Origin of the sequence: Nocardioides sp. NPDC087217, assembly GCF_044744805.1 — a bacterium.
Classification (GTDB): Bacteria; Actinomycetota; Actinomycetes; order Propionibacteriales; family Nocardioidaceae; genus Nocardioides.
On record NZ_JBIUZB010000007.1, the window covers coordinates 35,310 to 48,348 of the forward strand.

Annotated in this window: 9 protein-coding genes; 7 read left to right on the forward strand and 2 right to left on the reverse strand. The window is 72.0% G+C overall.

The window, feature by feature from the left end; all coding sequences use genetic code 11:
- The first annotated feature begins 143 nt into the window (after nucleotides 1-143).
- Both ACIO3S_RS25000 and ACIO3S_RS25005 read left to right on the forward strand, forming a co-directional pair.
- Nucleotides 144-2,861, forward strand: coding sequence for a DEAD/DEAH box helicase family protein (locus ACIO3S_RS25000; protein WP_400468528.1), 2,718 nt, complete (start codon nucleotides 144-146; stop codon nucleotides 2,859-2,861).
- 147 nt (nucleotides 2,862-3,008) lie between these two features.
- The gene (locus ACIO3S_RS25005; protein ID WP_400468530.1) at nucleotides 3,009-3,788 is read left to right on the forward strand and encodes a class I SAM-dependent methyltransferase; all 780 of its coding nucleotides are present in this window, start codon (nucleotides 3,009-3,011) and stop codon (nucleotides 3,786-3,788) included.
- 147 nt (nucleotides 3,789-3,935) lie between these two features.
- On the opposite strand, the gene ACIO3S_RS25010 is transcribed toward ACIO3S_RS25005, so the two are convergent.
- On the reverse strand, nucleotides 3,936-4,685 hold the full coding sequence (locus ACIO3S_RS25010) for an SGNH/GDSL hydrolase family protein (RefSeq protein WP_400468531.1): 750 nt from the start codon (nucleotides 4,683-4,685) through the stop codon (nucleotides 3,936-3,938).
- 131 nt (nucleotides 4,686-4,816) lie between these two features.
- Here ACIO3S_RS25010 and ACIO3S_RS25015 point away from each other — a divergent pair, with 131 nt between their 5' ends.
- A complete protein-coding gene (locus ACIO3S_RS25015) occupies nucleotides 4,817-6,043 on the forward strand; it encodes a sensor histidine kinase (protein WP_400468533.1) in 1,227 nt (408 codons plus the stop codon).
- Nucleotides 6,040-6,699 carry a response regulator transcription factor gene (locus ACIO3S_RS25020; protein ID WP_400468535.1) on the forward strand — a complete coding sequence of 220 codons (660 nt, stop codon included), beginning with the start codon at nucleotides 6,040-6,042 and terminating at the stop codon, nucleotides 6,697-6,699. The genes ACIO3S_RS25015 and ACIO3S_RS25020 overlap by 4 nt, the downstream gene beginning before the upstream one ends.
- A gap of 13 nt (nucleotides 6,700-6,712) precedes the next feature.
- Here the strand turns inward: ACIO3S_RS25020 and ACIO3S_RS25025 are convergent, their stop codons facing one another.
- Nucleotides 6,713-8,539, reverse strand: a complete 1,827-nt coding sequence (locus ACIO3S_RS25025; protein WP_400468536.1) for a flavin-containing monooxygenase — start codon at nucleotides 8,537-8,539, stop codon at nucleotides 6,713-6,715.
- Between the two features lie 106 nt (nucleotides 8,540-8,645).
- Here ACIO3S_RS25025 and ACIO3S_RS25030 point away from each other — a divergent pair, with 106 nt between their 5' ends.
- The 3 genes from ACIO3S_RS25030 to ACIO3S_RS25040 all read left to right on the forward strand — a co-directional run bounded on the left by ACIO3S_RS25030 (nucleotide 8,646) and on the right by ACIO3S_RS25040 (nucleotide 13,022).
- Nucleotides 8,646-9,836 carry a GAF domain-containing protein gene (locus ACIO3S_RS25030; RefSeq protein ID WP_400468538.1) on the forward strand — a complete coding sequence of 397 codons (1,191 nt, stop codon included), beginning with the start codon at nucleotides 8,646-8,648 and terminating at the stop codon, nucleotides 9,834-9,836.
- Nucleotides 9,837-9,927: 91 nt separating this feature from the next.
- Nucleotides 9,928-10,638, forward strand: coding sequence for an ABC transporter ATP-binding protein (locus tag ACIO3S_RS25035; protein ID WP_400468539.1), 711 nt, complete (start codon nucleotides 9,928-9,930; stop codon nucleotides 10,636-10,638).
- Nucleotides 10,638-13,022, forward strand: coding sequence for an FtsX-like permease family protein (locus ACIO3S_RS25040; RefSeq protein ID WP_400468541.1), 2,385 nt, complete (start codon nucleotides 10,638-10,640; stop codon nucleotides 13,020-13,022). The genes ACIO3S_RS25035 and ACIO3S_RS25040 overlap by 1 nt, the downstream gene beginning before the upstream one ends.
- Nucleotides 13,023-13,039 lie beyond the last annotated feature (17 nt).

The window sequence follows — 13,039 nt, forward strand, 5'->3', positions numbered from 1 at the left end:
CCCCCCCCCCCCCCCCCCCCCCCCGGGGCCCCCCCCCCCCCCCCCGGGGGGGGGGGGGGGGGGGGGGGGCCCCCCCCCCCCCCGACGTACCTGACGCCTCGGCCGACGCGGGTGACGCCTCGGCGCTGGCTAGGCTTCGCTGAATGAAGCTCCGTGTCCATCAGCAGCGTGCGCTCTCCGCACTGAGCGCGGCCTGGGGTGCGGGGCGTTCGCGGGCGTGGGTGGTGCTGCCGCCCGGCGCCGGGAAGACGCTGGTCGGGCTGGAGACGGCACGCGACGCGGTCGCGGACGGGGCGAAGGTCGTCGTACTCAGCCCCAACACCGCCATCCAGGGGCAGTGGCTGCGTCAGGCCGCGGCGCTGGGTCTCTCGGCGTCCTCGTCGCGGGATCTGGACGCGCCGCTGACCTCGCTGACCTACCAGTCGGTCGCGGTCTTCGGCGATCCCGACGACGAGGCGGAGACCGGGGAGAGCCATCTGGCCAGGCTGCACGACAACGGCCGGGCGCTGGTCTCGGCGCTGCGTACGGCCGGGCCGCTGCTGCTCGTGCTGGACGAGTGCCACCACCTGCTCGAGGTCTGGGGCGAGCTGCTCGGCGAGATCCTCCTGCTGCTGCCGGAGGCGCGGGTGCTGGGGCTGACCGCGACTCCACCCGAGGCGCTGACCAAGGAGGAGTCCGCGCTGGTCGGGCTGCTGTTCGGCGAGATCGTCTTCTCGACCTCGATCCCGGCCGTGGTGCGCGAGGGCGACCTGGCACCGTTCGCGGACCTGGTCTGGCTGACCGCGCCGACGCCGGGCGAGCGAGAATGGCTGCGAGGGAGCGCGGAGCGGTTCGAGGAGCTGCTCACTGCGCTGACCTCGGCCGATCTGGGCAGCGTGCCGTTCCTGACCTGGCTGGACCGGCGGTTCGTGTCCCGGTCGGCGGGGGCTCCGTCCTGGGCCGAGCTCGCGAAGGCGATGCCCGACGTGGCCACGGCGGCGCTGCGGGCCCACCACCGCGGGCTGCTCGCGCTGCCCGACGGGGCGAACCTGACCGAGGCGCACCGTCGCGATCCCTCGGCCGAGGACTGGGTGGCGCTGATCGGCGACTGGGTACGCGGACATCTGGCCGCCTCCGAGGCGGAGGCCGACCAGGAGGCGCTGGCCGCGATCAAGCAGGCGCTGCCGGCGGTCGGCTACTCGCTGACCCGGCGTGGCATCCGGGCCGGGCGCTCGCCCGTCGACCGGGTACTGGCGCGCTCGGAGGCGAAGACGACGGCGACCGCGGCCATCGTGGACCACGAGCGTCTGGCCCACGGTGACTCGCTGCGGCTGCTGGTCGTCACCGACCACGAGCGGGCCTCGGCCACGCTGCCGGTCGACCTGCGCGGGGTGATCGCCGAGCAGTCCGGCTCCGCGCGGGCGGTGCTCGCGACGCTGTGCGGGTCGCACGACGACGTCCTGCTGGTCACCGGTGCCACCGTCGCCGGACCCGCGGCGACCCTCGCCGCGCTGGTCGAGCACATCGCCGAGACCGACCGCGCTCTGGCCGAGGCTCTGCAGGTCGAGCCGGGGGAGGCGTACGCCACGCTCGTGGGGCGCTGGGGGAGTCGGCAGTGGGTCGGGCACGTGACCCGGTTCTTCGAGGCCGGTGGCTGCCGGGTGCTGGTCGGCACGCGCGGGCTGCTCGGGGAGGGCTGGGACGCTCGGTCGGTCACCGGGATCGTGGACCTCACCGCGGCCACGACCACGACCGCGGTCGTGCAGCTGCGCGGTCGCTCGCTGCGTACGGATCCGGAGCGGCCCGACAAGGTCGCGGTCAACTGGACGGTCGTCTGCGTCGAGGAGGAGCACCCGCGCGGCGACAACGACTGGAAGCGCCTGGTCCGCAAGCACACCGGCTTCTTCGGCGCCGACGAGGACGGCTCGGTCGTAGACGGCGTCGGCCACATCGACGAGACGTTCTCCCCGTACGCCGCCCCGCCCGAGTCCGACTTCGACACCGTCAACGCCCGCATGGTCGCCCGTTCGGAGGACCGCGCGGCGATCCGGGAGCGGTGGCGGATCGGGGAGCCGTACGCCGACGTCGCCGGCCGTACCGTCAGGATCCGACTCCGCCGGGCGGGTGCGCTGCGTGCGCCGTCGGGGGTCGTGCTCACTCCACGTCCACCTGGGTTCCGGCTGCTGGAGGGCCGGGTGCCGGAATGGCGACTGCCGGCGCCGGTCGTCCTCGCCTCCGCGGTTCTGCTGAGCTTCGGGCTGGTTCTCGCGCTCGCCTTCGGTGCCGCAGGCGGGGCCGCGGCGGCCGTCGGCGGAGCGGTCGGTGGGCTGTGGGCGCTGTGGGCCATGAACGTCTATCGGGACGGCACCCGGATCGCCTCCCAGCTGCGCCGGCGCCCGAGCGTCGGCGCGGTCGGGGCGGCGGTCGCCGACGCGCTGAAGACGACCGGACAGACCTCGGCCGGCGCCGACAGCCTCGAGATCGCCGTGGACAGCGACGGCAGCTATCGCCTCCACCTCGCCGGGGTGCCCGAGGAGGAGTCGGCACTCTTCGCCGCCTCGCTCGAGGAGGCGCTGGCGCCGATCGCCGCGCCCCGCTACCTGGTCTCGCGCCCGATCACGGGCGACCTGAATGCCCTCGAGAGGCTGCGGCTGGGCGTCTCGGGCAGGCACGCCGCGAACGCCGAGGCCTGGCACGCGGTCCCCACCGCCCTCGGCCGTCGAGCCGCCGACGCGAAGTCGTTCCTCGCCGCCTGGGAACACTGGGTAGGCGGCTCCGGCCTGCTCTACACCGGCTCACCCGAAGGCGCCGGCGTCCTGGCCGCCCAACGCGGCGCCGACCCCTTCGACGTCACCGCCGTCATCCGCCGCCACTGGTCCTGAGCCGAGACGGCACCTACGTCGGCCGAGACGGCGCTCGCGTCGGCCGAGACGGCACTCGCGTCGGCCGAGACGGCACTTACGTTGGCCGAGACGTCAGCTTTGGCAATCGAGTTGTCAGTTGTGGCGACGTACCGGAGGGTTGCCTGCGTGGACTCGGACCTTCGGCACCGGCACGCCGCATCCTTCGGCGCGGCGGCGAACGCGTACGCCGCGCATCGTCCCGACTACGCGCACGAAGCGATCCGGTGGGCGCTCGAGCCAGCACCGGGGCCGCGGGTGCTCGATCTCGGCGCCGGCACCGGGAAGCTCACCGCGACCCTGGCGGCGATGGGTACGGACGTCACGGCCGTCGAGCCCGACCAGGCGATGCTGGCGGAGCTGCGAAGGAGCCTGCCCGAGGTCGCGGCGCTGTCGGGCAGCGCCGAGTCGATCCCGCTCCCGGACGCCTCCGTCGACGCGGTCCTAGCAGGTAACGCGATGCACTGGTTCGACATGGCCGTCGCCGGCCCCGAGATCGCCAGAGTGCTCGCGCCAGGCGGGGTGCTCGCCGGTCTGTGGAACACCGTCGACGACAGCGTCGACTGGGTCGCCGGGCTGGCGAGGGTCAGCGGCCCCGCGGCGATCGGACCACGCGACACCCCGGCGAGCTGGCGTACGGAGACAGCGACCCTGCACCTGCCGACGACGGACGCGCCGGTCCGCTTCCGCTCCCCGGAACAGGCCGGTTTCCAGCACGGGCAGCGCCGCACCGCCGACTCGCTCGTCGCGACGCTCGGCACCCGCGCCGGGATGCTGGTCATGCCGGACGAGGAACGGGAGGCCACCCTCGCCCGGATCCGGCGCTACCTCGCCACCAGGCCGGAGACGTCGGCCGGCGAGTTCACCCTGCCGATGGTCACCTGCGTGCTCCGCGTACGACGACTCTGACCACTCGGTCCCAGCGAGGCGTCACCCTCGTCGGCCGAGGCGTCACTCGCGCTGGCCGAGTTGGCACATCATGCCCACTCGGCCGACGCAGGTGACGCTTCGACCGACCTACCTGACGCCTCGGCCGACGTACCTGACGCCTCGGCGTCAGTTGGCCATCGGGGTCCAGGTGGGGAACTTGGCGGTGCGCCCGTCGCCGGAGGAACGGCCGGTGAGGCGGCGGTGGATCCAGGGGCCGACGAACTCGCGGTAGTAGGCCAGGCCCTTCTTACCCGCGGCGGCCTCGAAGTCGAGGTCCCACCAACCCTCGGGGACCTCGACGCCGAGCGAGTCGAGGACGCGGGCGGCGACTCGGTGGTGGCCGCGGGCGTTCATGTGGAGGCGGTCCTCGGACCAGAAGCGTCCGTCGGTGAGCGTGGTGTCGGGCCAGTTGTAGGCCCGTACGACGTCGTCGCGATGGGCGATCCGCTGCTCGACCAGGCCGACGAGCTCGTCGCCGCGACGCTGGAAGACCTTGCCGAGCGGGAGCCGGGCCGAGGGGTTGGCGCCGGAGAGCAGGATCAGCTTGATCCCGTGGGCGTCGCAGGCCTCGAGCACGGGGCGGAGGAAGTCGGCGATCGCGTTCGCGTCGGCCTTCGGGCGGAGCATGTCGTTCCCGCCGCCGTTGAAGGAGAGGTGGGTCGGCTTCAGCGCGAGCGCGGCGGGGAGCTGCTCCTCGACGATCGGGCGGATCAGGCGCCCGCGGATCGCGAGGTTGGCATATTCCACCCGCACGCCCGAAGCGGCCCAGCCCTGGGCGACCAGATCGGCCCAGCCGCGTACATGACCGTCAGGAGTCTCGTCGCCGACTCCTTCCGTGAACGAGTCACCGATCGCGACGTAGCGCACTGCCTCCACGAGCCCTCCCAAGCATCATCAAGCGGCAATATCCATCGCCAGCCTCTGGATTCTAGTCCGCCCCGGGTCTGAGGAGCACATCCGTCCCCGGGCTGACGTCGCGGCCGCCTCGGCTCCTCTACGGTGGGTGCGTGGAGGAGTTGGTACGGCCCTGGCGGCTCGGCCCGCGTGGGCGATGGTGGTTCGACGTACTGCTCGCGGGCACCCTGTTCCTGATCATCCCGTTCTACGCGGTCCAGGCGCTGCTCAGCGGCGGCGCGGCCCAGGACGTGTCCAGCGTCAACCACGTCGCCGACCTGGTGCTCGTGGTGATCCAGCTGGTGCCGTTGCTGTGGCGCCGCCGGCACCCGGTGATCGTGTACGCCATCGTCGCCGGAGCCTGCGGGCTGCAGGTGCTCCTGCTCGACTATCCGCTCGTCTCCCAGGTCTCCTTCCCGATCGCGGTCTACTCGGTGGCGCGCTACGCCCGGCCGCGCTGGGGCCTGGCCGCGCTCGCGGTGGGCCTCTTCGGGTCCGTCCTCGGCGCCTACGACTGGCTGGGCGCCGTCGATGCCGCCTCAAACGGCCCGGCCCAGGACGAGATCAACTGGAGCACCTACGTCCCGGTCGTGCTCTCGCTCGCCACCTTCCCCGTGGCCGCCTGGGCACTGGGAGCGCTGGCGCGCACAAGAACGGCGTACGTCGACTCGCTGATCCAGCGCAACGAGCAGCTGCGCCGCGAGGCCGAGCAGCGTGCCGAGCTCGGAGCGACCCAGGAGCGGGCGCGGATCGCGCGCGAGATGCACGACGTGGTCGCCCACGGGCTGAGCGTGATCGTGGTCCAGGCCGACGGCGCGCGCTATGCCGCCGAGCAGGACCCGGCCCTCGCCCCGAAGGCGCTGGAGACCGTCGCGCAGACCGCCCGAGAGGCGCTGACCGAGATGCGGCAGCTGCTCGGTCTGCTGCGCGACGGGGACACGCTGACCCGTCCGCAGCCACGGCTGGGCGACATCGCGACCCTCGTCGAGGAGACCCGGGCCGGCGGCATGGAGCTGGCCGCGAACCTTCCCGAGCCCGGTCTCGCCGTGCCCGAGGGTGTCGCGCTGACCGCCTACCGAGTGGTGCAGGAGTCGCTCAGCAACGTACGCAAGCACGCCGGTCCGGGCGCCGCGGCCAGAGTCACCGTGACCGCCGACGACGGCAGTCTCGCGATCGAGGTCACCGACAACGGCCGAGGTGCAGCCGCGGACGCCACCGCGCAGCCCGGCGGCCTCGGCCTCGTCGGGATGCGCGAGCGCATCTCCGCACACGACGGAACACTCGAGACCGGCCCCGCATCCGGCGGTGGCTTCCGTGTCTACGCAAGACTCCCGCTATGACGATCCGTGTCTTTCTCGTGGACGACCAGGAGCTCGTCCGTGCCGGCTTCCGGATGCTCATCGACTCCCAGCCCGACCTGAGCGTGGTCGGTGAGGCGGGCGACGGCCAGGAGGCCGTCGCCGCGCTGGGCCGGACCGAGGCCGACGTGGTCCTGATGGACGTACGCATGCCCCGCATGGACGGCGTCGAGGCGACCGAACTCATCGCCGGCCGCCAGGGTGCACCCCGGGTGATCGTGCTGACCACCTTCGACCTCGACGAGTACGCCTTCGCCGCCATCCGGGCGGGCGCCGCTGCGTTCCTGCTCAAGGACGCCCGCCCCGAGGACCTGCTGACCGCGATCCGCACCGTGCACGCCGGCGACTCGGTCGTCGCGCCGAGCACCACCCGGCGCCTGCTGGAGCACTTCGCCGCCACCGCGCCCGCGACCGCCGGGCCAGCGATCGAAGGGCGGCTGAAGGCGCTGACCGAGCGTGAGCGCGAGGTGCTCACGCTGGTCGGCCGCGGCCTGTCCAACACCGAGATCGCCGAGACCTTCGTGGTCGCCGAGGCGACCGTGAAGACCCACGTCGGCCGGCTGCTGGCCAAGACCGGCTCTCGTGACCGCGTACAGCTCGTGGTGCTGGCCTACGAGACCGGTCTGGTCGGCCGCTGACTCCGGAGAGTCCCTAGGCGAGGTGATGCACCGGCGCCAGGTTGTAGACCGGCGTCTCGATCCCCTCGAACCGGGCCTTGAGCTGCAGCGCGAGATAGAGCGAGTAGTGGCGCGACTGGTGCAGGTTGCCGCCGTGGAACCACAGCGCCTCCTGCTGGGTCGGCTTCCACATGTTGCGCTGCTCGCCCTCCCACGGCCCGGGGTCCTTGGTGGTGTCGGAGCCGAGACCCCAGCACTTGCCGACGCGGTCGGCGACCTCCTGGCTGATCAGGTCGGCGGCCCAGCCGTTCATGGAGCCGTAGCCGGTGGCGTACACGACCAGATCAGCCGGCAGCGACGTCCCGTCCTCGAGCACGACAGCCGACGAGGTCAGATGGGAGACCTGGCCGTGAGCGAGCTTGACCGACCCGTCGGCGACCAGCTCGGCCGAGCCCACGTCGATGTAGTAGCCCGAGCCGCGGCGCAGGTACTTCATGAACAGGCCCGAGCCGTCGTCGCCCCAGTCATGCCGGAACCCTGCCTTCTCCAGACGCTGATAGAAGTCGGCGTCGCGCTCAGCCATCTGCTCATACAAAGGGATCTGGAACTCGTGCATGATCCGGTAGGGGAGCGAGGCGAAGACCAGGTCGGCCTTCTCCGTGGTCATCCCGGAGGCGACCGCACGCTCGGAGTAGAGGTCGCCGAGCCCGATGTCCATCAGCGTGTCGCTCTTCACGATGTGGGTCGAGGACCGCTGCACCATGGTCACGTCGGCACCGTGCTCGAACAGAGCGCCGCAGATGTCGAAGGCGGAGTTGTTGGACCCGATCACCACGACCCGCTTGCCCTCGTACGCATCCGGCCCCGGGTGCTTGGAGGAGTGGTGCTGCTCGCCCTCGAAGATGTCCATGCCCGGCAGGTCCGGGATGTTCGGCTTGCCGGACATCCCGGTGGCCAGGATGAGCTGCTTCGGGTGCAGCGTGATCTCCTCGCCGCCGCGCGAGACGGTGACCGTCCACTCGCCGGCCTCCTCCGAGTAGGAGGCGCTGGTGGCCGTGGTCGAGGACCAGTACGGCACCTCCATCACCTTGACGTAGGACTCCAGCCAGTCGCCGATCTTGTCCTTGGGTGCGAAGACGGGCCAGTTGTCGGGGAACTTCAGGTAGGGCAGGTGGTCGTACCAGACCGGGTCGTGCAGGCACAGCGACTTGTAGCGGCCGCGCCACTGGTCACCGGGCCGCTCGTAGCGGTCGATGACGAGAGACGGCACCCCGAGCTGACGCAGCCGCGCGCCGAGCGCGATGCCGCCCTGCCCGCCGCCGATGACCACCGCGTACGGCTGCTCGGTCAGGCCCAGCGTCTCCGCCTCGGCCTGCCGCTTCTCCGCCCAGGTCACCCGGTCACGGTTGACGCCGTGCTCGGCACCCCTTGGGCGACGTACGCCGCGGGGCTCCTCGTGTCCCTTGAGCTCGTAGAGCGTGGTCAGGAACGTCCACGCCTTCGGGCGATCGTCCTCGACCTTGAGCCGCAGCAGCCCGCGGCCGCGACCGATCGCGGTCTCGAAGGTGAACCACGCGGTGGTCACGCCGTCCGCGGTCGCCTCCGGCTCCTCGAGCGCGAAGCCGGAGGGGTCGACGCGCTCCAGCGTGGCCGAGAGCAGGTCGGCGACCCCGGCGGGATCCTCGACGGTGGTGATGTTCCAGGAGAAGGCGACCAGGTCGCGCCAGAAGCTCTTCGTGGCGAAGAGGCCGGCGGCCCGGGGGATGTCGCGCTCCTTCAGGGCGGCCTCGAAGTCGGCGAGCCAGGTCTGCGCCGGGCCGCTCTGGACGGCCGCGGGAGTGGGTTCGAGTGTCTGGGTCATGCCCCCAGCACACCGCCGCGCGGGCGGAGGAGAAAGGGTTGCAGCCGATTGCATGTGGCGCCGGTCACAGCGAGCACCTACCCTCGGAGGCGGAGGTGGACGCCAGATGACAGTGACCGGAGCAGTCCCGGCGGGAGCAGACCTGCCGCGCCTCGCCCGTGATCTCGTACGCGTCCACGACGCCGTCCTGTCCGGCACCCGCCCACCGAGCACACCGCGGATCCTGGTCGAGCGCTCCTGGCGCCGCGTGATGAGCATGGGCCTGGAGCCCGGGAGCAGCAACGGCAGGCGTACGCCGTCGGCGGCCGAGTGCGCGGCCAGGAGAGCACGCTCGCCGCTGGCGATGGTGATCGACGACCTGAAGGCCGTGCTGACCTCGGCCGCGGATGCGGCGACGTACCTGATGGTGGTCACCGACGCCGAGGGCGTGGTGCTGTGGCGGGCGGGCTCGGCCCGGGTCCTCAAGATCGCCGACCAGCTCGGTTTCGTCGAGGGCGCGCTGTGGACCGAGCGTGCGGTCGGCACCAACGCGATCGGCACCGCGCTGGCCGAGGCGGCACCGGTCGAGCTCTTCTCCGCGGAGCACTTCGAGCAGGCCCAGCATCCCTGGTACTGCACGGCGGCCCCGATCCACGATCCCCGCACCGGAGCCCTGCTCGGCGTCGTCGACGTCAGCGGCCCGGCCCTGACCCTGCACCCGGCGATCGGCGCGCTGGTCGAGAGCGCGGTGCGCCTGGCCGAGATGAGCCTGTGGCGCCGCCACCAGGAGTGGCTCGAACGGCTGCGCCGCGAGACCGACCACGTCGTCTCCGGCGTCGAGGGTCCGCTGCTGGTCGTCGATGACGACGGCTGGGTCGCCCACCATGCCGGGATGGCCGCCCGCGACCGGATCGCGGCGCCCCGGCAGGACAAGATGCTGACCGTCCCGGGACTGGGGCTGTGCCTGCCCGAGCGGGTCGGCGAGCGCGGCTGGCTGGTCCGGCCGACCTCCTCCGGCTCCTCCGGCACCCTGACCGCCCGGCTCGACCCCGACGGCACTCTCGAGGTCGTCTCGGAGTCGGGCCGGTGGCGCACCACCCTGACCCGGCGCCATGTCGAGATCCTCACCCTCGTCGACCGGGCCGGCCCCACCGGACTCACCGCCCGCGGGCTCAGCGAGGCCGTCTTCGGAGACGCCGAGCACATCGTCACCGTGCGCGCAGAGGTCTCCCGGCTGCGCCGCTCGATCGGTGCCCTGGTCGCGACCAACCCCTACCGGCTGGCCGACGGGGTGACCCTCACCCAGGGAAGACCCTGAGCCGACCCTTGCCGATCCACCCCCGGTCGTACGCCGGGATCAGCCTCCAGCCCGATGCGGGCTGACGCGTCGCGACGAGAGGCTCGGTGGCATGACACAGACCTCTGTTCCCACGATGACGGCCGCCGCCCGAGCGGTGGGCCTGACCAAGACCTACGGCAAGGGTGCGACCGAGGTGCACGCCCTGCGCGGGGTCGACCTGGAGATCCGCAGCGGCGCCTTCACGGCGATCATGGGCCCGAGCGGCTCGGGCAAGTCGACGCTGATGCACTGCCTGGCCGGCCTCGACCGTCCCACCAGCGGCGAGGTGACGGTCGCTGGCCAACCCCTGCAGAACCTCAACGACGACCAGCTGACCATCTTTCGGCGGGAGAACATCGGCTTCGTCTTCCAGGCGTTCAACCTGCTGCCGATGCTCACCGCCGGGCAGAACATCCAGCTGCCGCTGGAGCTGGCCGGCAAGCGAGTGACCGACGAGACCCGCGCGCGGGCGCAGATGATCGCCGACACCCTCGGCATCGGGCAGCGCCTGGGCCACAAGCCCTCCGAGCTCTCCGGCGGCCAGCAGCAGCGAGTGGCCATCGCCCGTGCGCTGGTCACCCAGCCGGCGATCCTCTTCGCCGACGAGCCCACCGGAAACCTCGACTCGGAGACCTCGGCCGAGGTGCTCGACCACCTGCGCCGCAGCGTGCGCGAGCTCGGCCAGACCGTGGTCATGGTGACCCACGAGGCCTCCGCCGCGGCGTACGCCGACGAGATCGTCACCGTGAAGGACGGGCACATCGAAGGGGTGACGCGCTGATGCGGACGGTGCTGTTCGCATCCCTGCGGACATACGCACGCCGGTACGCCGCGGCAGTCGTGGCGGTCGTCGCCGCGGTCGCGCTGATCGTGGTGACCAACGCCCTCACCTCGGCGACGAAGTCGGGCCTGTTCGCGGGCATCGACGCGCCGTTCCGCAACGCGGTCGGAGCGGTCGACCTCCCGTCCGAGGAGGTCACCCAGAAGTACGTCGAGAAGGGCGGCTGGGCGCTGGCCGCCTCGACGCAGCCGGTCCGCACCGACGAGACCATGCTCGGCCAGGACATCATGGTCGGCGCGGTCTCCACCGAGAAGCGCTGGCAGTGGCAGGACCTCGAGGAGGGCCGGTTCCCGACCCGCGCCGGCGAGGCCGTGGTCGACGCCAACGCCGCCAAGACCAACAAGGTCGCCATCGGGGACACGCTGAAGGTCGGCAGCGGGAAGACCGCGGTCGAGACGACCGTCGTCGGTCTGGTCGATGCCCCGTCGATGTGGTCCTCGCCGATCTACGTCACCTGGCCCGAGATGGAGGGCTGGGAGAACCAGTACGTCCAAGCCGTCATGACCGCGGGGGCCGGTGCTGAGGCCGACAAGTGGCTGAACACCGACGACTACCTCGTCGAGCTGCAGACCCAGCTCAACAAGGAGGTCAACATCGTGGCGTACATGATCTTGATCTTCGCCTTCATCGCGCTGTTCGTCTCCGTGCTGGTCATCACCAACACCTTCTCGATCCTGTTCGCCCAGCGGATGCGGGACTTCGCGCTGCTGCGCGCGATGGGCGCGACGAAGCGTCAGGTCCTGCGATCGGTACGCCGCGAGGCGCTCGCACTCGGGCTCCTCGCCTCGCTGCTCGGCCTGGTGGTCGGTGTCGTGCTCGGCTGGGGGATCGTCGCGCTGGTACGCCAGCTCGCCGAGACCGCGCCGCTGGGTGAGGTCTCCTTCGAATGGCCGTGGCTCGTGGGCGCCTTCGTCCTCGGTGTGCTCACCACGCTGGTCGCCTCGTGGCTGCCGACGCGCCGGCTGATGCGGCTGAGCCCGCTGGCCGCGCTGCGGCCGCAGGAGGGCTTCGACGTACGCGGCGCCGGGCTGTTCCGGCTCGGCCTCGGTCTGGTCGTGGCGCTCGCCGGCATCGCGACGATCTTCGTGGCGGTGGGCTGGGACGACTCGCAGACCGGGATGCTGATCGTGCTGTTCGGCTGTGGGGTCACCTTCATCGGCGTGATGCTCCTCGGTCCCGCGCTCGTGCCGGGCCTGGTGCGGCTGGCCGGGTCGGCGCTGGCGCTGGTCGCCGGCTCCCCGGCGAAGCTCGCCGCGGCCAATGCCGGACGCAACCCGAAGCGCACCGCCGCCACCGCGGCGTCGCTGCTGGTCGGCGTCACCCTCACCACCGGCGTGCTGACCGGGATGGCGACCATCCGCGGTGCCACCCTGGACGAGATGGCGAAGCAGCACCCGATCGACATCGCGCTCCAGTCCGAGTCGAAGCCTCTGGACGACTCGGTCCTCGGCGATGCGAAGTCGGTGCCGGGGGTCGCGGACGCGGTCGCCGTACCGGGAGCCATGGCGTCGGTGAAGGCCGCCGGCAAGCCGGTGTCGCTGCCGGTCGTGGCACCCCCGGCGGGCGACGTCGCGCTCAGGGACCTCACCGTGAAGCCCGGCACCATGGTGGTCTCGCCGGCGGCCGCCTCGGCCTTCGTGAAGGACGAGTTCGAGGCTTCGGGGGAGAAGGTCACGCTGGCCGTCGGCGACCGGACCGCGACGGTGACCCTGGACGTACGCGAGATCGACGGCGCCCCGCAGATCTCCGCGGCGACGCTGCGAACCCTGGTCGATGACCCGCAGACGTACGCCGTCTGGGTCCGTGCCGATGCCGGTGCCGACCCGGAGGACCTGGCCGGTGCGCTGGGTGCGATCGCTTCGGACGCCGAGCTCACCAACGGCAAGAGCCAGCGCGCCTGGGTCGAGCTTCAGCTGGACGTGTTCACCTGGGCGGTGATCGGGCTGCTGGCGGTCTCGGTGCTGATCGCGCTGGCCGGTATCGCCAACACCCTGGGCCTCTCGGTGCTCGAGCGCGGACGTGAGCACGCGCTGCTGCGGGCGCTGGGCCTGACCCGGCGTCAGCTGCGGCGGACGCTGGCCGCCGAGGCGGTGCTGCTCTCGGCCGTGGCGGCTCTCGTCGGCACCGCGCTGGGCGTCTTCTTCGCCTGGGGCGGCAGCGAGATCCTGGTCGGCGACACGCTCCCCGATGCCACCTTCGAGCTGCCGGTGCTGCAGCTGGTGGCGGTCGTCGTGGCCGCCGGCCTGGCCGGCCTGGTCTCCTGCGTGGCGCCGTCCAAGCGGGCCACCAAGGTCAGCCCGGCGGAGGGACTCGCGCTGGACTGATCGCGGGTGGGACTGGC